23 protein-coding genes are annotated in these 19346 nt (G+C 70.2%); 9 read left to right on the forward strand and 14 right to left on the reverse strand.

All coding sequences use genetic code 11. The annotated features are described in order from the left end of the window. Positions 1 to 14 precede the first annotated feature (14 nt). Positions 15 to 1013 (reverse strand): acryloyl-CoA reductase, encoded by a 999-nt coding sequence (locus BN39_RS00860; protein ID WP_019200453.1) that lies wholly within the window; start codon positions 1011 to 1013, stop codon positions 15 to 17. A gap of 106 nt (positions 1014 to 1119) precedes the next feature. On the opposite strand from BN39_RS00860, the gene BN39_RS00865 reads away from it, so the two are divergent. After that, positions 1120 to 1554 carry a YbaN family protein gene (locus BN39_RS00865; protein WP_019200454.1) on the forward strand — a complete coding sequence of 145 codons (435 nt, stop codon included), beginning with the start codon at positions 1120 to 1122 and terminating at the stop codon, positions 1552 to 1554. Here BN39_RS00865 and BN39_RS00870 read toward each other — a convergent pair. The 5 genes from BN39_RS00870 to BN39_RS00890 form a co-directional block, all read right to left on the reverse strand. Continuing rightward, on the reverse strand, positions 1535 to 1885 hold the full coding sequence (locus tag BN39_RS00870; protein WP_019200455.1) for a hypothetical protein: 351 nt from the start codon (positions 1883 to 1885) through the stop codon (positions 1535 to 1537). The genes BN39_RS00865 and BN39_RS00870 overlap by 20 nt on opposite strands. Positions 1886 to 1959: 74 nt before the next feature. Further along, positions 1960 to 3657: a cytochrome c biogenesis protein CcdA gene (locus BN39_RS00875; protein ID WP_019200456.1), complete on the reverse strand. Its 1698-nt coding sequence runs from the start codon at positions 3655 to 3657 to the stop codon at positions 1960 to 1962. 9 nt (positions 3658 to 3666) lie between these two features. After that, positions 3667 to 3924, reverse strand: a complete 258-nt coding sequence (locus BN39_RS00880; RefSeq protein WP_040765708.1) for a hypothetical protein — start codon at positions 3922 to 3924, stop codon at positions 3667 to 3669. A gap of 84 nt (positions 3925 to 4008) precedes the next feature. Then, positions 4009 to 4449 carry a YdeI/OmpD-associated family protein gene (locus tag BN39_RS00885; RefSeq protein ID WP_040765709.1) on the reverse strand — a complete coding sequence of 147 codons (441 nt, stop codon included), beginning with the start codon at positions 4447 to 4449 and terminating at the stop codon, positions 4009 to 4011. Between the two features lie 3 nt (positions 4450 to 4452). Beyond that, positions 4453 to 4800, reverse strand: a complete 348-nt coding sequence (locus BN39_RS00890; protein WP_019200459.1) for a VOC family protein — start codon at positions 4798 to 4800, stop codon at positions 4453 to 4455. A 181-nt stretch (positions 4801 to 4981) separates the two neighbouring features. On the opposite strand from BN39_RS00890, the gene BN39_RS00895 reads away from it, so the two are divergent. Then, the gene (locus BN39_RS00895) at positions 4982 to 5446 is read left to right on the forward strand and encodes a hypothetical protein (RefSeq protein ID WP_019200460.1); all 465 of its coding nucleotides are present in this window, start codon (positions 4982 to 4984) and stop codon (positions 5444 to 5446) included. Between the two features lie 16 nt (positions 5447 to 5462). Here the strand turns inward: BN39_RS00895 and BN39_RS00900 are convergent, their stop codons facing one another. Then, a complete protein-coding gene (locus tag BN39_RS00900) occupies positions 5463 to 5921 on the reverse strand; it encodes a MarR family winged helix-turn-helix transcriptional regulator (protein ID WP_040765711.1) in 459 nt (152 codons plus the stop codon). Between the two features lie 54 nt (positions 5922 to 5975). On the opposite strand from BN39_RS00900, the gene hchA reads away from it, so the two are divergent. Next, a complete protein-coding gene (gene hchA / locus BN39_RS00905; RefSeq protein WP_019200462.1) occupies positions 5976 to 6851 on the forward strand; it encodes a glyoxalase III HchA in 876 nt (291 codons plus the stop codon). 33 nt (positions 6852 to 6884) lie between these two features. Here hchA and BN39_RS00910 read toward each other — a convergent pair whose 3' ends face one another. The 3 genes from BN39_RS00910 to BN39_RS00920 form a co-directional block, all read right to left on the reverse strand. After that, positions 6885 to 8366 carry an MDR family MFS transporter gene (locus BN39_RS00910; protein WP_019200463.1) on the reverse strand — a complete coding sequence of 494 codons (1482 nt, stop codon included), beginning with the start codon at positions 8364 to 8366 and terminating at the stop codon, positions 6885 to 6887. 111 nt (positions 8367 to 8477) lie between these two features. Further along, positions 8478 to 9395, reverse strand: coding sequence for an arginase family protein (locus BN39_RS00915; protein ID WP_019200464.1), 918 nt, complete (start codon positions 9393 to 9395; stop codon positions 8478 to 8480). Positions 9396 to 9471: 76 nt separating this feature from the next. Next, positions 9472 to 10452 (reverse strand): YafY family protein, encoded by a 981-nt coding sequence (locus BN39_RS00920; RefSeq protein ID WP_040765712.1) that lies wholly within the window; start codon positions 10450 to 10452, stop codon positions 9472 to 9474. A gap of 123 nt (positions 10453 to 10575) precedes the next feature. On the opposite strand from BN39_RS00920, the gene BN39_RS00925 reads away from it, so the two are divergent. Beyond that, the gene (locus BN39_RS00925; protein WP_019200466.1) at positions 10576 to 10971 is read left to right on the forward strand and encodes a RidA family protein; all 396 of its coding nucleotides are present in this window, start codon (positions 10576 to 10578) and stop codon (positions 10969 to 10971) included. 112 nt (positions 10972 to 11083) lie between these two features. After that, positions 11084 to 11497: a hypothetical protein gene (locus BN39_RS00930; RefSeq protein ID WP_019200467.1), complete on the forward strand. Its 414-nt coding sequence runs from the start codon at positions 11084 to 11086 to the stop codon at positions 11495 to 11497. 160 nt (positions 11498 to 11657) lie between these two features. On the opposite strand, the gene BN39_RS00935 is transcribed toward BN39_RS00930, so the two are convergent. Next, entirely contained in the window at positions 11658 to 12329 is a 672-nt protein-coding gene (locus BN39_RS00935; RefSeq protein WP_019200468.1) for a helix-turn-helix domain-containing protein, read from the reverse strand. 192 nt (positions 12330 to 12521) lie between these two features. Here BN39_RS00935 and BN39_RS00940 point away from each other — a divergent pair, with 192 nt between their 5' ends. After that, positions 12522 to 13328: an alpha/beta fold hydrolase gene (locus BN39_RS00940; RefSeq protein WP_040766299.1), complete on the forward strand. Its 807-nt coding sequence runs from the start codon at positions 12522 to 12524 to the stop codon at positions 13326 to 13328. Positions 13329 to 13439: 111 nt separating this feature from the next. Then, complete coding sequence (locus tag BN39_RS00945; protein WP_040766301.1) at positions 13440 to 14057, forward strand: M23 family metallopeptidase; 618 nt, start codon at positions 13440 to 13442, stop codon at positions 14055 to 14057. Positions 14058 to 14116: 59 nt separating this feature from the next. On the opposite strand, the gene BN39_RS00950 is transcribed toward BN39_RS00945, so the two are convergent. Beyond that, entirely contained in the window at positions 14117 to 15001 is an 885-nt protein-coding gene (locus BN39_RS00950) for a helix-turn-helix transcriptional regulator (protein WP_019200471.1), read from the reverse strand. A 136-nt stretch (positions 15002 to 15137) separates the two neighbouring features. Here BN39_RS00950 and BN39_RS00955 point away from each other — a divergent pair, with 136 nt between their 5' ends. Both BN39_RS00955 and BN39_RS00960 read left to right on the forward strand, forming a co-directional pair. Next, a complete protein-coding gene (locus BN39_RS00955; protein WP_019200472.1) occupies positions 15138 to 16370 on the forward strand; it encodes an MFS transporter in 1233 nt (410 codons plus the stop codon). Positions 16371 to 16399: 29 nt separating this feature from the next. Then, a complete protein-coding gene (locus tag BN39_RS00960; RefSeq protein WP_040765715.1) occupies positions 16400 to 17443 on the forward strand; it encodes a zinc-dependent alcohol dehydrogenase family protein in 1044 nt (347 codons plus the stop codon). A gap of 61 nt (positions 17444 to 17504) precedes the next feature. Here the strand turns inward: BN39_RS00960 and BN39_RS00965 are convergent, their stop codons facing one another. Both BN39_RS00965 and ychF read right to left on the reverse strand, forming a co-directional pair. Then, entirely contained in the window at positions 17505 to 18071 is a 567-nt protein-coding gene (locus BN39_RS00965) for a class I SAM-dependent methyltransferase (protein ID WP_019200474.1), read from the reverse strand. 183 nt (positions 18072 to 18254) lie between these two features. Next, on the reverse strand, positions 18255 to 19328 hold the full coding sequence (gene ychF / locus BN39_RS00970) for a redox-regulated ATPase YchF (protein ID WP_019200475.1): 1074 nt from the start codon (positions 19326 to 19328) through the stop codon (positions 18255 to 18257). Positions 19329 to 19346: the final 18 nt, after the last annotated feature.

Here is a 19346-nt window from a genome sequence, read left to right on the forward strand (position 1 = left end):
CACCACGCTAGCCGCTACCAGCCGCGGGTGGTGTCGACGACCGCGCGGCCGGTGTAGGTGCCGTCGCGGAGCGCGTCGACCACCCCGGCGATGCCGTCGACGCCGATGTCGTTGCCGATCAGGTCCAGGTGACGGGGCCGCAGGTCGGTCCCGATCCTGCTCCACAGCGCACGACGGGCCGCGATCGGCTGCTGCACCGAATCGATGCCCTCGAGGGCCACTCCGCGCAGGATGAACGGCATCACGGTGGTTCGGAGGCCGGTGCCGCCGGTGAGGCCGCTCGCGGCGACCACGCCGCCGTAGCGCAGGGTGCTGATCACCTCGGCCAGCGCCGCACCGCCCACGCAGTCGACGGCCGCGGCCCACGTCCCCTTGCCCAGGGCTCGGGGCTTCGCGTCGGGGTCCTCGGGTAGGCGGCCGATCACCTGGGACGCGCCGAGTTCGCGCAGCCTGTCCGCGGCCTCCGGCTTGCCCGAGGAGGCCACTACGTCGTAGCCGAGTCCGGACAGCAGGTCGATGCTCGCCGACCCGACCCCGCCGGTCGCGCCCGTGACCACGACCGGACCGTCGCCGGGCTTGATCCCGCGGTCGACGATCGCCGCCACGCTCATCGCGGCGGTGAAGCCGGCGGTCCCGACCGTCGCGGCCTCTCGCGTGGTGAGCGTGCTCAGCCGCACCACCCACTCCGCCGGGACCACGGCCTGCTCCGCGTAGCCGCCGTCGTGGGCGGTGCCGATGTCGTAGCCGTGGGCCACCACCCGGTCGCCGGCCGCGAAATCGTCGGACGCCGATTCGACGACGGTGCCCGCGATGTCGATGCCCGGCACGATCGGGTACGAGCGCACCACACCGCCGCCGGGCGTGAACGCCAGAGCGTCCTTGTAATTCACGCCGGAGTGCTCGACCTCGATCCGCACCTGTCCGGGCTCGAGTGCCGCGGCGTCGCGGACCTCCACGCGGGACGTCACGGCATCGTCGGCGAGTTCTGCGATCAGCGCCCGGTACTGGGACATTCGTGGCCTCCTGGCTCTCGGTGGACTTCTCGTGCGATGTGATCGATGCTACGTCCGCGAAGAATCGCATCCGCTCCGGGCAGGGCGGTGCTCCTACACTGGCGGTATGGCGGAGCGGTCGCGGTTTCGGTGGGCGTGGTGGGTACTGGCCTATCTCGCGTTGGGGCTCGGCATCCTGGGGGTGGCCCTGCCCCTGCTGCCGACCACGCCGTTCATCCTGCTGGCGGCGTTCTGTGCGGCACGCGGTTCCGACACGCTGCATCGCAAACTTCTGGAGCACAAGGTGTTCGGTCCGATGATCCGCGACTGGCAGGCGACGGGGTCGGTGAGCCGCAAGGCGAAGTACGCGGCGATCGGCAGCATGGCCGTGTGCGCGGTGATCCTGTTCCTGGTGACTCCGATGTGGTGGACCGCAGCACTCGGCACCGCGATCATGGCGACGGTGGCGGTGTGGCTCTGGATGCGGCCCGAGCCGCCGGCGGAGACCGACGCCGCGGTGGCCCCGGAGTCCGATCCGGACGTCAGTCGTCCAGAGCGCTGACCGCGATCCCGTAGGGCAGGAACCGGACCCGCCGGGTGGCGTCCGTGTTGTGCTGATGCGCGCGCAGGGCCTCGATCTCGGTGGCGTACACCTGCTCCACGCGGGCGCCGCCGTCCTCGGCGGTGGCGATGACCGCCCACACGCCGTCTCCCGCCTCCCCCGCGGTCTCGGGTTCCCGGCGGGGCCGCCGGGACGCCTCGTCGAACAGGCCGGAGAACACGTCGCGCCCGCCGGCCGCGCCCACGAGTCTGCCCAGCATGTCGCGGGCCTCGCGTGCGAGATCGTCGAACTCGCCGGGCCCGAAGCCGAACGGATTCTCGTTACCCGCCATGGCGGACTCCTTCGGTGGAAGCGGTACGTCTCCCCAGTGTGCGCCGCGATCACGCAGTCGGCCACCTCCCGCGTTCAGCCGAAGGTGAACGAGTACGCGGTCAGTCCGGGCGACAGGGCGACGGTCACGTTCCCCGATCGGGCTTCGGCGCCGTCGACGACGGTGCGGATGTCCGGCGGCCCCGATACGGGCACCGTCCGGGTGGCGCCGTCCTCGGTGACGGTGAGCGTGCCGGTTCCGGCGACGTTCAGGTACACCCGCCGCGCGTGATAGGCGAGCGTCACCCGCGCGCCGTCCCCCGCCCGGATGTCGTCGGGGCCGACGGTCCACGTTCCGGAGAGGGCGAACCGGTGCTGATCGAGTGTGGGCGGCGGGGTGAACGTGCGGGTTCCGGGCTCGTACCCGTCACCGGCGAAGTTCTGCTGGCGCGCGGCACCCAGGTACGTCTCGGGCGTCTGCCCGACGGTGCGCGGCGTGGTGTCGGGGAGGTCCGTGGCGGACGGCAGGTGCGCGCCGGGCCGGGCGGCGAGCAGGAGGGACCTGATCGACTCCTCCGTCTTGTCGTACTTCCCCTCGCCGAGGGTCACGAGGCGGACGGTGCCGGTGGCGTCGATGAGGTAACCGGCCGGCCAGGCGACGTTGCGGTAGGCGTTCCAGGTCCCGTGGTCGTTGTCGACGGCCACCGGGAACGTGAGCCCCAGCTTGGCGATCCCCGATTCGATGTTGCCCGTATCGCGTTCGAAGGCGTACTCCGGGGTGTGCACGCCGATCACCTCGAACCCACTGTCGCGGTAGTTCTTCCACCACGCCTCGACGTGCGGGAGCTCGCGCTGGCAGTTGATGCAGGAGTACGCCCAGAAGTCGATGAGCACGACCTTTCCGCGCATCGCGTCGAGGGTGCGGGGTTCCGTGCGGTCGCCGAGCCACGCCGTGATGCCCGCGATCTCCGGCGCCTTCCCGCAGTCGGCGAGCGCGGTGCCACCCGTGAAGGCGTCCTGCTGGCAGCGCTGCAGGGATCCGGTCCCGGCGACGGCGGGAGCGACTGCGGCGCCGAGCTTTCCGCCGACGGCCTGGGTGTAGTCGGGGATGCGCCGCTGGATCACGTCCGTCACGTTGAGCGCGAGGGCGACGGCGAGCGCGATCACCACCACTCCCCCGGCCACGCGGATGCCCCTCTGCCTGTGCTGCAACGCCTTCACTCGATCCGCCAGCCCGCGGCCGGCGAGGGCCACGACGAGCAGTGGGATCGCGGTGCCGATCGCGAACGCGGCGGTGAGCAGCAGCGTGCGCGGGCCGATCCGGTCCGTCGCCCCGGCCACCGCGATGGTCGCTAGCACGGGGCCCGCACACGGGACGTACACGGCGCCCAACGCGACACCCAGCAGGAAGCCGCCGCCGGCACCGTCGGACCTGCCACCCGGAACCCGCTGGGGCAGACGGGCGAACGGTCGCTCGAGCAACCTCTCCAAGGGCGGGAAGAGCATCGCGAGGCCGAGCAGCAGCAGGGCGGCGATGCCCACCCACCGGATGAGGTCGGCGGGCAGGTGCAGCAGTGAGAGGAGGAGACTGCCGAACAGCGTGAACAGCGAGAAGCTCAGCACGAGGCCTGCCACGATGGCCACGGGCCGCGCCTTCGACGGCGCACGCTCGCCGCCCTGCGCCGCCCCGGCGCCGCCGACCAGTACGACCGGCAACACCGGGAGAACGCAGGGCGAGACCCCCGCCAGGATTCCGCCGACGACGCCGACCAGGAGCAGCGTCAGGTCGGTCACGACGTCACGTCACCAGGTCGTCCCGTTCATACCCGGGATCACGCAGTGGCCGAACTTGTCGACGCGACCGATCAGCATCATGTCGTACCCCGTGCAGTGGGAGTTGATCTGCGCGCACGTGTTGATGCTGGTGATCACCTTGTTGACACCGCAACTGGTCCCGGGCTTGGGCGGCGGTGGCGGTGGGTCGCCGTACGCGGTCCCGCCGATTCCGAACAGTGCAGTCGCGATCATCGCGACGGCCGCCACTCGTGTCGTTCGCTTCATCGAGCACCTCCTACGAGGCCCCCACGTCGCGATGATTCTACCGCCGATGGTGTGACCCGTGCCACAGTTAGATCCCGTGAAGGTTCAACCGCGGACGCCGTCCACCACCGCCCGGATCCGCCGCTCCCGCGTCTCCTGCTTCTTCGCCTCCGCGACGCCGCGGGCGTACTCCTTGCGCCGCGTATAGCTGAGCGCGTCGAACGCGGCGCGCAGGCCGGGTTCCGCATCGAGGACCGCCGCCAGATCGTCGGGAACCTCGACGGTGCGCTCGGCGTCGTCGAGCTCGATGGTCGCGTCGACCGTGTCGCCGATCTCCACCGCGAGCTCATTCCGCGCCGCCTTCGACATGCCGATCAAGTAACAGCCGCCCATCGCGGCGAGCCGCAGCCGCGCGGTGCGATCACCGATGGTGACGCGGACGGCGGCCCGCTTTCCGCCGCCGAGCGCGGTCACCTGCTCCTCGGTGAGAACGATCGCGGTGGCCGGGCCGGTGGGCTCGAGGGTGGTGTGCACGTTCAATCGCATCGTTCAGTCCTCCGCGCCCGGCGGTGCGCCGCCGATCCCGACCTCGTTGCCGTCGGGGTCGTGGAACAGCGCCTTCCGCACACCGTTCTCGTAGACCTCCACCGAGGACGGGGCGAGACCACGGCTCTCCGCTCCCGCGAGGAAGGCGCCGTAGTCGTCGACGAACAGTGTCACGGAGCTGTGGCCGGCGTGCTCGGGCAGTAGCTCGGCGTAGACGTGGAGGTGCGCCTCGAGCGTCCACACGTGCTCGACGTCGTTGGGAGCGAAGGACTCGACGGCGCCGAAGAGCGCGTCTCCCCACGCGATCGCCCGCGGTAGATCGGTGACCGCGATGCGCGCGAACAGATCCATGGCGTTCCTCTCACCTGTCCGACCGGGGTCGAGCGCCGACACGAGCACAGTCGGATCCTATGCCGAAGGGAGCAGTCGTGGCATGCGGTGACGGGGAGCGGGTCCGCGCGGACCTGCGGCGAGGTCCGGCCCCGCGTCAGTCGCACTGGCCGCGCGGGCGATCTGGGGTTACCGTCGGAGTATGGGCCGGACCGCGGGAACCGCGAAGACGATGCCGCTGCAGGGCTTGATGAACGCCGTGATGCGCACTCTGCTGCGGGTGCCCGGCGTCTCGTCGTTCCTCGGCGAACGGCTCCTCACCCTGTACGTGGTGGGGCGTAAGTCCGGCAAGGTGTTCGAGGTACCCGTGGCCTACACCAAGCGCGGCAGCGATCTCCTGGTCGGATCGCCGTTCCCGTGGGGGAAGAACCTGCGCACCGGCGAGCCGATCGACATCCAGCTCGCGGGGCACCGTCGGACCGCCGACGTGACGGTGGTCGCGGACGAGGCCGGCGTGATGGAGCTGTACGGCGTGATCGCCGCGGACAACAAGAATTTCGCGTCGTTCAACGACATCGGATTCACCGCCGACGGCGCACCGGACCCCACCGACCTGCGGCGCGCCTACGAAGGTGGCGCCAGGGTCTTCGTCCTCTCCCCGCGCTGATCGCCGGCGGATGTCGTCAGCGTCGCTGCGCCGCGAGTTCGCGGCTGCGGTGCGCCATGGTCGCGAGCGTCGCGACGAATGCCGAGCGTTCCCCGTCGGGGAGGTCGCCGAAGAACACCCTCTCGGCCTCGAGGACCCGCTCGGAGAGTTCCGCGTACCGCGCTCTCCCGTGCCGGGTGGCGGCGACGATCCTCCGCCGACGGTCCGCGGGGTCGTCCTGGCGCTCGACGAGGCCGGCGGCCTGGAGGTCGTCGACGAAGTACGGCATCACGGTGCGGTCGACTCCCAAGTAGTCCGCGAGAGCCGTCTGCGACCGGATGCTCTTGTGAATCACCGTGTGCAGGAGCTGATACCCGCGGGCGCCCCGCGGCACGTCCGCGAAGACCGGGTCGACCACGGCCGCGTACCCGCGGCCGATCATCGCGATCGACCACCCCAAATCGCACGCTTCGAGTGCGGTAGCCCGGTCATTCATCGATCACAGGCTAATGCACTTGCCTCAGCCACCCCCATATCGTATGTTGAACATATGACTGGTTCAGCAAACGATAATGCCCAGCAAGACCGCAATCCCACCGCGGACCCCGCCGAGGACGGGGCGTTCTTCCCGTCGCCGTACTCGCTGTCCCAGTACACCGCGCCACGAACCGACTTCGACGGTCTGGCGACCGAGGAGAAGTACCGGGGCGGGCGCTGGAAGGTCCTGGTGACCGCCGCCCACGAGCGGTACATGCTCATGCAGAACGAGACCTTCTTCTCCACCGGAAACCACCCCGTCGAGACGCTGCTCCCCCTCCACCACATCGCCGAGGCCGGCTTCGGCATCGATATCGCGACCGTCACCGGCGGCCCCGGGAAGTTCGAGTGGTGGGCCTATCCCCGCGAGGACGAGGCCGTCGCGAGCGCGTGGGAGGCGACCGCCGACGATTTCAAGGCGCCGAAGCGCCTGTCCGACGCGATCGCCGGCGGCCTGGACGACTACGCGGCGATCTTCATCCCCGGCGGGCACGCGGCCATGAACGGCGTGCCGTTCAGCGAAGACGTCGGCGAGGCGCTCCGCTACTTCCTGGAGAACGACCGCCTCGTGATCACGCTGTGCCACGGGCCCGCCGGCCTACTCGCCGCCGGGATCGGGCGGGATGCGAACCCGTTCGCGGGCTACGAGCTGGTCGCGTTCCCCGATTCCCTCGACTTCGGCGCGAACATCGAGATCGGCTACCTCCCCGGCGCGATGCCGTGGAAGCTCGGCGAGAGCCTCCGCGCCGCCGGTCTCGAGGTCGTCAACGACGACATGAGCGGCGCGACGACGCGCGACCGCAACCTCCTCACCGGGGACAGCCCGCTCGCCGCCCACCGGCTCGGCAAGGAGTCCGCACTCGCGCTCCTGGAGAAGTTCGGGGACTGACCCCGGTCCCGGAGTCGCCGGTGCCGCTGTCGGTCAGTGATGCGCTCCGGCGGGCGCGGCACCGTCGACCTTGGCGGGCAGCAGCAGCGACGACGCGACGACCACGACGCCCATCAGGGCGGCGGCGGCGAAGGCCCACTGCAGTCCGCCGACGAAGGCCTCCGGCTGGGAGGAGCCCGTCTCGGCGAGTTGCGCGGAGCGGTTCGACATGACGACGATCAGCGCGGCGGTGCCGATGGCGCCCGCCACCTGCTGCAGGGTTCCGAGCAGGGAGGACCCGTGCGAGTACAGGTGCTCCGGCAGGTCGCCGAGTCCGACGGTGAAGACCGGGGTGAAGATGGCGGCGAGGCACACCATGAGCGCGACGTGGATCGCGACGATGACCGGGTACGGCGTGGTCGCCCCGATGCGGCTCAGCGCCGCGAGCGCGAGCACGATGCCGACGGATCCGGGGATCACCAGCGGCCGCGCACCGACCCGGTCGTAGAGCTTGCCGACCTTCGGGCCCAGCAGGCCCATCGCGAGACCGCCGGGCATCACCAGCAGCCCGGTCTGCAGTTCGGACAGGCCGCGCAGGTCCTGCAGGTACAGCGGCAGCAGGATCATCGAACCGAGAAAGGCCATGAACCCGGCCGTCATGAGGAGCAATGACACGGCGAAGGTGCGGTGCCGCAACGCACGCAGGTCGAGCAGCGGCATCTCGCGCTGCTGCAGCCGCACTTGGTAGGCGGCGAAAGCGACGATGAGCAGGACACCCGCGGCCACGGTGAGCGCCGGGCCCGTCCATCCGCCCGAACCGATCTCGCTCAGGCCGTAGACCAGGCTGCCGAATCCGGCCGCGGCGAGCACCACGCTGAGCCAACTGACCGGAGTGCTCGCCGTATCGCCCACGTTCTCCAGCTGACGCATCCCGGCGACGCCGACGAGCACTGCGATCGGGAGGACGAACACGAAGATCAGGCGCCACGAGCCCAGGTGCAGGATCATCCCGGACACCGCCGGGCCGAGCGCCGGCGCGCAGGACATGGCCAGCGTGACCTGGCCCATCACCCGGCCGCGATCGCTCTCGGGTACGACCGTCATGAGGGTCGTCATGAGCAGAGGCATCATCACCGCGGTGCCTCCCGCCTGCACGACGCGGGCCGCCAGCAGCACCTCGAACGTCGGGGCCGCCGCGGCGAGCGCCGTGCCGACGCTGAACGTGGACATGGCCACCGCGTACGCCGTGCGGGTGCTGACGCGCTGCAGGAACCAGCCGGTGACCGGGATGACCGCGGCCATCGTGAGCATGAAGACCGTCGACAGCCACTGGGCGGCGCGCGCGTCGACGTGGAAGTCGGTCATCAACCGCGGGATGGCGTTGATCATGATCGTCTCGTTGAGGATCACGACGAACGTGGCCGCGACCAGGAGTTTGATCACGAGCGGCGTGCGGCCGGGCTGATGGGTCGCGTCGGCACCGAGGTCCCTCGGCGGATCGGCCGGAAGGTCCATCGGTTCGGTGGAGGTGGTCATGGCGAAGTCCTCGTGGTCGGCGCGGCAACGACCCGGACGGTCATCGCCTTCATCTATACAACGAACCACCGACAGGTATTTCGACACGGCCCGTCGGGTCCCGCCCCGCGCTCACGCCGGCCCCGGCGGAACGATCGCTGCGGTCCCGAGGCGCCCGAGTCCCCGGACGACGACATCGGCGACGGTGCGCGCGTACCGCCCGTCCGGATCCAGGTCGGGATCGAAGACGGTGACGGAAGCGCCGACGGCGTCGGGGGCGAGGCGCTCCAGCACCGCGACGAGTTCCTCGACCCGGAGGCCACCCGGATCGGGACTGTCGACCGCCGGCATCACCTGCGGGTCCAGGACGTCGACATCGATCTGCAGCCAATAGGCCGGGCCGGCGACCTCGCGGACTCGCTCCGCGAGACGCGCGGGATCCTCCGCTGCGGCGTCGGCCGCCGAGACGACCAGCCCGATTCGCTCCGTGACCTCGTCCACCGCCTCGTCGTCGTGGCGGTGCCCGATGTGGACGGCGCGCTCCGGAGCGAAGTAGGGGCGAAGGCCGTCGATGTCCGCGATCGCGTCCCAATGCAGCCCGATTGCGGCCGCGAGATCCTCACCGGCGACGCTGGCGCACTCGTCACTGTTCCCGGGGTGCCGGAAGTCGGTGTGGCCGTCGATGTGCACCAGGCCGGCCCCACCCCGGCCCGCGACCGCGAGTCCCGCCGCGATGAGCAGGCTGCAATCGCCGCCGAGGACGAGCGGCGCGGCGCCACCGTCCAGCAGAACGGCCAGGCGATCGGCGAGACGCCGGGCATGCTCGACCAGCGCCCGCTCGTTCCGGACGTGGCCGGGCGGCCGCACGGGATCGTCGTCGACGTAGCGTCCTGGAAGCACCACCCCGGCGTCGCGGGCGCCGGCGCGCAGGAGATCGTCGAACAGCCCAGCCTCACGCAGGGCCTCGGGGGCCTTGTGCGTACCGGGGACGGCGCCGCGCTCCGGCGGCCGCAAACCCAGATTCGACGGAGCGGAGACGAGGGCGATCACACCGGAAGCATCTCAGACTCCCGTTGAGCCGGCACTCATCCCGCGGCACGCCCGCGCGGCTCCCGGCACGGTTCGATCACACTTCCGGCGTAGGTCCGCTGTAGCGGGTAACGAGTCGCAGCGCCCGATCGCGCAGTTCGATGCGCAGAGTCTCCGGCGCCAGGACCTCGGCGTCGGATCCGAGCTGCCACACCGCCCAGGACGCGTGTCGCAGATCCTCGAAGGCCACGTCCAGTCGCACCCAATCGTTCTCCGCATTCTCCTCCGAGCGGACGGCACGGGCCGCGTCCAGGAGTTCGTCGCGGCGTGACGACCTCACCCGGACGTCCACGGCGATGTGATCCTCCGAGAGGAACCTGGCGGTGCGCTCGGCCCAGATGCGGTCCAGATCGACCTGCGCTGGGCGTTCCGCCGCATCGGGAAGCACTGCGGCACTGAGAATCCGGGACAGACGGTACGTGCGATCCTCACCGGCCTTGATCGCCAGCAGGTACGAGCGGCCGCGAACCGTGACGAGTCCGATCGGATCCACCGTGCGCCGACCGCGCGGCACGCCCGGCGCCGCGTAGTCGAAGCGAAGCCGGCGTCCGGTGAGCACCGCTGCGCGGACCTCGTTCATCACCGTTTCGGCCACGTGCTCGGGGATCGCCCGCCGGGACAGCAGGTCGATCTCGGGTTCCACCAGGAATCGCGCAGCAGCGTCGTCCAGGCTCGTGCGGTGCCCGTCGGGCAGTGCATCGACGACCTTGCGCATCGCCGAGGCCAGCGGCGCGCTGAGCCCGAACACGGTGCCCGCCCGGCCCGCTCCCGCGGTGAACAGCGCGAGAGCCTCGTCGTGGTTCAGCCCGGTCAGCTCCGTACGGAATCCCGGCAACAGCGAGTAGCCGCCGTGGCGGCCGCGATCGGCGTAGACCGGGACGCCCGCGCTGGAGAGCGCGTCGATATCGCGCAGCACCGTCCGCGACGAGACCTCGAGCTCGTTCGCCAGCTGGTCCGCCGTCATGCGGCCTCGCCTGCGCAGCAGCAGAATCAGCGAGACCAATCGGTCCGCTCGCACGAATCCATGCTTACCAAGAATCACGACAGAAGGTGTCGTGATTCGTTGGAAGCCTCGATGTGCACGTCGAGGACGGCGGCCGACCGGCCGTCGATCGGCGCGACACCGATGATCGGAGCAGAAATGGAACGCACGGCAGTGAACCCGGTGACCTGGTCACAGGAGATGGGCTTCAACCAGGGAGAGGTCGTCTCGGGCGAGGCACGGACCCTGTACATCTCCGGGCAGACGGCGATGAACGCGGCCGGCGGACCGGAACACGACGGAGACATCGCGGCGCAGCTGGCGCTGGCCGTGGCGAACCTCGAGGCCGTACTCACCGCGGCGGGCATGTCGCTCGCGAACCTGGTGCGGCTCAACGTCTACACCACCGACGTGGACGCGTTGTTCCCGCACTACGGCGTACTCGCCGGGCGGCTCGGCGCCGCCGGGGTCGCGCCGACGACGACGATGCTCGGCGTCGCCCGCCTGGCGATACCCGGCCAGATGGTCGAACTGGAGGGGACCGCCGTCGCGTGAAGCCGGCCGGATCCGGGTGCACGGCGCCGGAAATCGCCCCGTGCGCCCGGATTCCCTGGTTGCGCAACGCGAACCGCCTATTAAGGACCTCCAGCGGGGCTACGGTCGACGTATGAGCCGGAACGCCGCTCCGTTCGACCACGTCGGCGCCGTAGCTCACCAGGACCATCGGGAGATCTGGGCAGGCATGGGCGTCACAGTGACGGACAAGGACATCCAGGACCTGGCGGCGACCGCCAGGCCGCTCAGCATCGCGCTCCTCGCGTGGGGTCCGAACCGCGCGATGGACGGCGCCGACGCCGTCGAGCTCGAGCACCAGCGGCGCATGGTCACACTGCGCGCCGACGGCGTGATCGCGGTCCTCTGCCCGGTGGGCTCCGATACGACGTGCGGTGTCGCCGTCATGACCGTGCCGGCGGAGGAGGCGACCGCGATCATGGCTGAGGACCCGTGTGTGCGGGCCGGGATGATGACGTGTCAGGTGCACCCCTGCCACGGATTCCCCGGGGACTCGATCCCCCGATAGGGCCGCCTGACGGGCACCCGGCGGTCGGCGCCGCGACGGAGTCGCACTGTCGGCCGGGGTATCTCACCATCGGCGCCTGAGGACCACGGATCGCCCCCACCCCCGGCGACTTCCTCCGCAGACGCGGGAGCCAGGTGAAACGGGCCCGACGGACCGAGCCCTATGGCGCGGGATACCGCACGGCTGCGGGAAAGCAGCGCAGCAATGCGGCGAGCCGCGCGGTATCGCCCGCCACCTCGGCGCCTGCCCGCTCGACGGCGTCGTGCAGCGTCGCACCGGCGAACACCAGATCGCGCAACGTCGCAGCCTCCGGCACGGTCAGCGACGCATCGCGGTCGGAGTGCTCACCGCGATCCACCTCGATGCGCCCACCCGCAACGGTGATGCGGAACCGATCGCCCGCGACATCCACCTGGCAGCGCAGCGACAGCTCCCCCGCCAGTGCCGGATCGAAGGTGGCCCGCAGGGCGAACAGGAGCGCGTCGACGCTCAGTTCCGCCGCGCCGTCCACGGGCAGCGGCGCGCGACTGCCCCAGTGGGCGAGCGCGCGGAGCACGGGCTCCAGCTCCTGCCCCCGCTCGGTGAGTTCATACACGGCGGCGGGCGCAGGCGGTCCCAGGCGTCTTCGCCTCACCAGACCGTCGGCTTCGAGCTCGCGCAAGCGCTGCGCGAGGACGTTCTGGCTCATCTGCGGCAGCCCGCGATGTAGGTCGGAGTAGCGCTTCGGGCCGAAAACCAGCTCCCGCACCACGAGCAACGCCCACCGCTCGCCGACCGCGTTCAGCGCTCGCGCGATGCCGCAGGGGTCGTCGAACAGCCGCTTCTTGCTCATGCCCCGATCGTACTTGCACAACAGGTGTGTTTACTCCTATATTAGGAGTATCGATCCTGTGACCTCCGCCACAGCCGCAGTCGTCGGTACACACGGCAAGTGACGGGCGACAACCCACGTCACGCAACCCCGGTCGACATGCTCCGACGGTGACGACCACGCATCGAGAATTGGAGAGAAGCAGTGAACGAGATGACACTTCGTGTGACGTCCGCCGACGGCACGAGGATCGCCCACGACCGGCAAGGCACTGGCCCGGCGGTGATCCTCGTCGGCGGCACACTGGACGACGGCGCTGAGAACGCGCCGCTGGCCCGGCTCCTTGCCGACCATTTCACGGTCTACAACTACGCACGCCGCGGCCGGGGCGCCAGCGGCAATACGCCGCCGTACGCCGTAGCGCGGGAGGTGGAAGACCTCGACGCGCTGATTGCGACAACCGGCGGCTCAGCTCACGTGTACGGCGCCTCATCTGGCGGCGCCCTCGCGCTGGAGGCAGCAGCGGCAGGTTCGGCGATCGACAAGATCGCGGTGTGGGATGTGCCGTACGTGATCGGGGACGACCTACGGCCGAGGTTCGACCAGTACCTCGCGGACACCCACGAGGCGTACAAGGCCGGCCGGGACGAGGAGCTCCTGGAACTGTTCATGAGGCTCACCGGCGGACCCGACGCGGACATCGCGAGTGGCAGACAACACCCGTACTGGGCCCCGTCCGTCGCGCTCGCCCACACGCTCGTCAAGGACGCCGTGGTCCTCAACGACTACAACCTCCCCACGAACCGGCTTTCCCGCATCACTCAGTCGGTCCTGGTGACCACCGAGGGCCCCATCACCGAGCCCCAGATGGCGGGCCTCCCGACCGACTTCTTCGACCGCGCCGCCACAGCGATAGTCGCTGCCACCCCCCAGACCGAACGACACACGCTCGACGGGCAGGGACACGTTGTCGCCCCCGAACTCATGGCCCGTGTACTGGAGACGTTTTTCAACCAGTAGCCCGTCGACTGATCAGTTCGCACGGAAGCGGGCTGTGAGACACATCCCGGTCGTCATGTCGCGAGGAACCGATGCGGCGACGGGCCACAATGATGCTGGACGGAGGTTGTGATGGAAGCAGGTTTCGATGTCGCGTACCCCTTCACAGGAACCTGGCGCGTGCAGAACAGCCCGGCCGATCGGGTGCCGAGCCATGGCACCTCGGCATTCGCCTCATCGCACGCGATCGACTTCGTTCCAGTGACACCCGACGGACGGAGCGCCCCCATGCGCATGGGGTCGTTCCTTCACTCGGAACCGCCCGACCGCTTCCCCGGTTACGGTCGCCCGATTCTTGCTCCGGTGGACGGAACGGTCGTCGCGATCAACGACGACGGGACCGATCATGACGCCTATCGCGGCGTCCCCTCGATCGGCTACGCCCTGACGCAACGGCGACGCTTGGCCGGTGGGTGGCCGGCACTCGCCGGCAATCACGTCCTCATCGAGAAGGACGGCGTCGTCATCGCCTTGTGCCATCTCCAGCGGTCGAGCGCGCGGGTGGTTCCCGGCGCACGTGTTCGCACCGGCGACCCCATCGCGCGTTGCGGAAACTCGGGCAACAGCACCGAACCCCACCTCCACATCCAGGCGATCGACCGTATTGACGTCGAACGAGCCCGTGCGGTTCCGCTGTCGTTCCACGGCACCCTCCCGCGCAACAGAGAAGTCATTGCAGTACCCGAGTAGCTCCTCCGCCTCCACACCTGCGAGTGCCGCACGACCACTGCGCATCCGCGCTGCAGGCGTCAGCCCTTCGTCGTGTGCGTTGCCCGGAGGGCCGGTGCCGCCAAGCTCGCCAGCAGCTTCAGGCTCGCCTCATGCTGCGAGCCGGGCTCGGCGGTGTAGAAGGACAAGTCGTGCCAGGCCCGCTTGCCGGTGGGGAGGTCGACGGACTGGTAGGTGAGCTCGAGCTCGCCGACCTCGGGGTGATGCAGTCGCTTGGTGCCCTCGTGGCGGATGCGGATGTCGTGCGCCGCCCAGTACGTGGCGAACTCGTCGCTGGCGGTGGAGAGTTCGCCGATCAGTTCCCGCAGGGCCTTGTCATAGGGTTCGCGCCCGGCCTCGGCGCGCAACAGTGCGACGGTGGCCGCGGCCCCGGCCTCCCAATCGACGAAGAAGTCCTTCGACCCCTCATCGAGGAAGTGGTAGCGGGCGAAGTTGGGCTTCCCGTCCACGATCGTGGGACTCGCGAACATCGGCGCGTGCAGGGCACGGCCGAGCGGGTTGGAGCCGATGACGTCGAGGCGTCCGTTGCGCACGAAGGCGGCCGACATGGTGACCGAGTCGAGCATCCACTGCACCTGCGGGGCGAGCGGGACGTCGCGGCGGCGGGTGGCCTTGCGGTGGGCGGGCTTCGCCGCGCGCGCGAGGTCATGGAGGTAGGTGCGCTCGTCGTCGTCGAAGCGGAGGGCGACGGCGACCGCGTCGAGCACCTCCTCCGAGACCTCGCCGATGTGGCCCTTCTCCAGCCGCGTGTACCACTCGGTGCTGACGCCGGCGAGGACCGCGACCTCCTCGCGGCGCAGGCCGGGCACACGGCGCCGCGAACTGGTGGGGAGGCCGACCATCGCGGGGGTGAGCTTCGCGCGCCGACTGGCGAGGAAGCCGCGGATGTCGTCGCGGTTGTCCATGCCTCCAGGGTAGGAGCGATCCCGCGTCCGAAGGGGGTCGAACCTCTACCCCCATGAATCCGACCTTCATCCGTTCCACGGGCGGGGGTGGAATGGACGAGTCCGCACCAGCTTCCCGTCGAACGAGGTCTCACGCATGCCCCACGAAGCCCTGGCGGCTTCCGCACCCGAGGATTCCGCCGCCCCCGCGCTCTCGCGCCTCCCCCCGGTCGTCCACGTCCTGGCTCTGGGGACGTTCCTGATGCTCACCACCGAGTTCGTCGTCGCCGGCATTCTTCCCGAGATCTCCCGTGATCTGAGCATCTCCCTGGGCCAGGCCGGGTCGCTGATCACGGTGTTCGCCGTCGGTATGGTCGTGGGCGCGCCGCTGCTGGCGCTGCTGACGATGCGCCTGTCGAAGAAGCTGACACTCGTGATCGCGCTGGTCGTGTTCGTCGTCGGGCACGTGGTCGTCGCGCTCGGCTCGGATCTCACAATCCTCATGGCGGCGCGCTTCGTCACGGCCCTGGCGACGGGCGCGTTCTGGGCGGTGTCCGCAGTCGTCGCCTCGAACACCGTCGGCCCGTCGATGAAGTCCACTGCGGTCGGGGTGGTCGCCGCGGGCGGCTCGCTGGCCACGGTGCTCGGCGTGCCGATCGGAGCCTTCGTCGCGCAGCACCTCGGTTGGCGTGGCACGTTCTGGGTCCTCGCCGTGGCGGCGGCGATGGCCGTCGTGTTCATCGGCCGGCTGGTGCCCGCCGACGCCCCGCAGCCGCAGGGCGAATCGGTCCGGTCCGAGCTCGGCGATCTCCGGTCGCCCCGGCTCTGGCTGGTCCTGGCCGCGTGCCTCACGACGACCGGTGGCGTGCTCGCGGCGTACTCGTTCATCGCGCCGGTCCTCACCGGCCAGGCCGGGGTGCCCGTCGCGCTGGTGCCCGCCGTGCTCGCCGGATTCGGTGTCTGCTCCTTCCTCGGCACCCTCCTCGGCGGCCGCCTGGGAGACCGGCACGCCCACGCGGTGACGATCGCGACCCCCGCGATGACCGCTGTCGTGCTCCTCGCGATGGCGCTGTTCACGGGATCGGCATGGACCACGGTCGCCCTCGTGGTGTTGCTGGGCGCGTTCGGACTCAGCGCGAACAGCGTGCTCATCCACCTCGCCGTCGGCTACGCGGGCCGAGCGGCGACGCTGGGCTCGGGGCTCGCCGTCGCCGCGTTCAACGCCGGTACCGCGATCGGCACCACGATCGCCGGGGCCGCACTCACCTCCTCGCTGGGCCTGTCCGGCCCCGCGGCCGTCGGCACCGTCGTCGTCGCACTGACACTGGCCCCGACCATCACACTCGCGATGATCGCCCGCCGCCCGGTCGAACCCGCCCCGTCCCACTGACACTCACCCGTCCACGAAGGAGAACACTCATGCGCGCAGCACTCATGTACCGAGCCGGCGACGTCCGGATCGAGGACGTCCCCGACTCCCGTATCAAGCACCCGACCGACGCCCTCGTACGGATCACCGCTTCCTGCATCTGCGGTTCCGATCTGCACCCTTACCACCGGATGACCGCCGCGAACGGGCCGGCGCGCATGGGCCACGAGCTCATCGGCGTCGTCGAGGAGGTCGGCGCCGACGTCACCAGCCTGACCAAGGGAGACCTCGTCGTCGCGCCGTTCGCGATCTCCGACAACGTGTGCGAGTTCTGCCGGGAGAACCTGCAGACGTCGTGCATCCACCACGAGGCCGGGTTCTGGGACGGCATCGCCGACGAGGGCGGCCAAGCCGAGGCGGTGCGTGTCCCGCTGGCCGACGGCACCCTGGTGAAGCTGCCCGTCGCGCCGGACTCGGCACTGATCCCGTCGCTCCTGACGCTGGCCGACGTCCTCGGCACCGGCTACCACGCCGCGAAGACGGCCGGAGTGCGGCCGGGGCACCGCGTCACGGTGATCGGCGACGGGGCCGTCGGGCTCATGGCCGTCCTGTCGGCCAAGCGGCTCGGTGCCGAGCAGATCATCCTGATGGGACGCCACGAGGACCGGACCGACCTCGGCCGCGCGTTCGGCGCCACGGACGTCGTCGCCGAGCGCGGCGAGGAGGGAATCGCGAAGGTGCGCGAGCTCTCCGGCGGGCACGGCACCCACGCGGTGCTCGAGGCCGTCGGGCACATGCCCGCCTACGAGCAGGCCTTCGGCGTCGTCCGCCCGGGCGGCGTCATCAGCCGCGTGGGCGTCCCGCAGTACGAAGCCGCCCCGGTCGGGTTCTCGAGCCTGTTCGGCGGGAACATCCGCCTGGCCGGCGGGCCCGCTCCCGTGCGCGCCTACATCGAGGAGCTCATGCCCGACATCCTCGACGGCACCATCGAGCCCGGCAGGGTCTTCGACGCCGCCACCGACATCGACGGTGTCCCGGGCGGCTACCGCGACATGGACGACCGCACGAGCCTCAAGGTCCTGATCCGCCCGTAACGCCGACGGACTCGACGCGACCGCCGCCCTGCCGATCGTTCGCGGCGGGGCAGCGGCACCGTCAGGACCGCGTCCCGACGACGACGAAACTCGGGGTCGGGCCGCCCCCGGCCTGCTTCGCCACACTGCCGGTGAAGCCGGCCGCGTCCATCGCGACCGACACGTCCCGCATCGGGCGCAAGCGGAACCCGAACCGGGTGAACGGCATCGACGCCATCCGCTCGGGATCGCCGATCCCGAGAACGAGGGTCCCACCGGGGCGGAGCACCCGCGCGAGCTCGGCCAGCGCGACGTCCAGGTGCTCCACGAAATAGATGGTGTTCGTGGAGACGATCGCGTCGAGCGCACCGTCCTCGAACGGCAGGGCCTCCATCGGCGCCTCATGCAGCACGAGGTGTCCGTCGGCGATCTCGCGGCCGAATCGGTTGCGGGCCTGCGCGAGCATCGTGTCCGAGACCTCGACGCCGTGGACGCGCCCGGGGGTGCCCACCCGCCGGAGCAACAGTTCGAGTCCGACACCGCCACCGAAGCCCACGTCCGCGACCGCCGCACCCGTGGTGGCCCCCGACGCGTCGATCGCAGCGCCGACGAGAGAGCGATTCCCGCGGTTGAGAGCGAGTCCGATCATCCGACCGATGCGGCCCCTCGGCCGCCCCAACTGCGCAGCGAGTGCTTCGAGACAGCGTTCGACCAGCGACATGAGCTCATCTCACACCCGCCGGGACCGGGTGACAAGCCCCGACGCCTGCGGGGCTCGGCCGGCCCTTCACGACCGCACGGCGGATGCGCTCGGCCGCGCGCAGGATCGCGGCTAGACGTTGAACCTGAACTCCACCACGTCACCGTCGGCCATGACGTAGTCCTTGCCCTCCATCCGGACCTTGCCGGCGGCCTTGGCGGCGTTCATCGTTCCGTTGGCGTCGAGGTCGGCGAAGGAGACGATCTCGGCCTTGATGAAGCCCTTCTCGAAGTCGGTGTGGATCACGCCGGCGGCCTTGGGGGCGGTGTCGCCCTTGCGGATCGTCCAGGCGCGGGACTCCTTCGGGCCGGCCGTGAGGTAGGTCTGCAGGCCCAGGGTGTGGAAGCCCGCGCGGGCGAGAGAGTCCAGGCCCGGCTCGTCCTGGCCGATGGACTCCAGCATCTCGGCCTGGTCCTCGGGGTCGAGTTCCAGCAGCTCGGACTCGATCTTCGCGTCCAGGAACACCGAGTCGGCGGGGGCCACCGCGGCGGCGAGCTCGGCCCGCTTGTCGGCGTCGGTGAGCACCCCCTCGTCGGAGTTGAACACGTAGAGGAACGGCTTCGCGGTCATGAGGTGCAGCTCGCGGATCGGCGTGGTGTCGAAGCCGGCGGCGAACAGGGTCTTGCCGTCCTCGAGCACGGCCTGCGCGGCCTTCGCGGCCTCGGCCGTCTCCGCGACCTCCTTGTTCTTCCGCGCCTCCTTCTCGAGCCGCGGCAGCGCCTTCTCGATGGTCTGCAGGTCGGCGAGGATCAGCTCGGTGGCGATCACCTCGATGTCGGCCAGCGGGTCCACCTTGCCGGCCACGTGCACCACGTCCTCGTCGGAGAACACGCGCACCACCTGGCAGATCGCGTCGGCCTCGCGGATGTTGGAGAGGAACTGGTTGCCCATGCCCTCGCCCTCGGAGGCGCCCTTGACGATGCCGGCGATGTCGACGAACGACACCGTCGCCGGGAGGATGCGCTCCGAGCCGAAGATCTCGGCCAGGCGATCCAGGCGCGGGTCGGGCAGGTTCACCACGCCCACGTTCGGCTCGATGGTGGCGAACGGGTAGTTCGCCGCCTCGACCTCGCTGTTGGTCAGGGCGTTGAACAGGGTGGACTTGCCGACGTTAGGCAGTCCGACGATTCCGAGGGTAAGGCTCACGGGGGCTCAGTCTACGTG

This window comes from Tsukamurella sp. 1534 (assembly GCF_000312385.1).
GTDB lineage: Bacteria > Actinomycetota > Actinomycetes > Mycobacteriales > Mycobacteriaceae > Tsukamurella.

Coding starts and splice junctions, on each gene's coding strand:
- BN39_RS00860 (WP_019200453.1), bottom strand. CDS start 1,013: ATGTCCCAGTACCGGGCGCTGATCGCAGAACTCGCCGACGATGCCGTG.
- BN39_RS00865 (WP_019200454.1), top strand. CDS start 1,120: ATGGCGGAGCGGTCGCGGTTTCGGTGGGCGTGGTGGGTACTGGCCTAT.
- BN39_RS00870 (WP_019200455.1), bottom strand. CDS start 1,885: ATGGCGGGTAACGAGAATCCGTTCGGCTTCGGGCCCGGCGAGTTCGAC.
- BN39_RS00880 (WP_040765708.1), bottom strand. CDS start 3,924: ATGAAGCGAACGACACGAGTGGCGGCCGTCGCGATGATCGCGACTGCA.
- BN39_RS00885 (WP_040765709.1), bottom strand. CDS start 4,449: ATGCGATTGAACGTGCACACCACCCTCGAGCCCACCGGCCCGGCCACC.
- BN39_RS00890 (WP_019200459.1), bottom strand. CDS start 4,800: ATGGATCTGTTCGCGCGCATCGCGGTCACCGATCTACCGCGGGCGATC.
- BN39_RS00895 (WP_019200460.1), top strand. CDS start 4,982: ATGGGCCGGACCGCGGGAACCGCGAAGACGATGCCGCTGCAGGGCTTG.
- BN39_RS00900 (WP_040765711.1), bottom strand. CDS start 5,921: ATGAATGACCGGGCTACCGCACTCGAAGCGTGCGATTTGGGGTGGTCG.
- hchA (WP_019200462.1), top strand. CDS start 5,976: ATGACTGGTTCAGCAAACGATAATGCCCAGCAAGACCGCAATCCCACC.
- BN39_RS00910 (WP_019200463.1), bottom strand. CDS start 8,366: ATGACCACCTCCACCGAACCGATGGACCTTCCGGCCGATCCGCCGAGG.
- BN39_RS00925 (WP_019200466.1), top strand. CDS start 10,576: ATGGAACGCACGGCAGTGAACCCGGTGACCTGGTCACAGGAGATGGGC.
- BN39_RS00930 (WP_019200467.1), top strand. CDS start 11,084: ATGAGCCGGAACGCCGCTCCGTTCGACCACGTCGGCGCCGTAGCTCAC.
- BN39_RS00935 (WP_019200468.1), bottom strand. CDS start 12,329: ATGAGCAAGAAGCGGCTGTTCGACGACCCCTGCGGCATCGCGCGAGCG.
- BN39_RS00940 (WP_040766299.1), top strand. CDS start 12,522: ATGACACTTCGTGTGACGTCCGCCGACGGCACGAGGATCGCCCACGAC.
- BN39_RS00945 (WP_040766301.1), top strand. CDS start 13,440: ATGGAAGCAGGTTTCGATGTCGCGTACCCCTTCACAGGAACCTGGCGC.
- BN39_RS00950 (WP_019200471.1), bottom strand. CDS start 15,001: ATGGACAACCGCGACGACATCCGCGGCTTCCTCGCCAGTCGGCGCGCG.
- BN39_RS00955 (WP_019200472.1), top strand. CDS start 15,138: ATGCCCCACGAAGCCCTGGCGGCTTCCGCACCCGAGGATTCCGCCGCC.
- BN39_RS00960 (WP_040765715.1), top strand. CDS start 16,400: ATGCGCGCAGCACTCATGTACCGAGCCGGCGACGTCCGGATCGAGGAC.
- BN39_RS00965 (WP_019200474.1), bottom strand. CDS start 18,071: ATGATCGGACTCGCTCTCAACCGCGGGAATCGCTCTCTCGTCGGCGCT.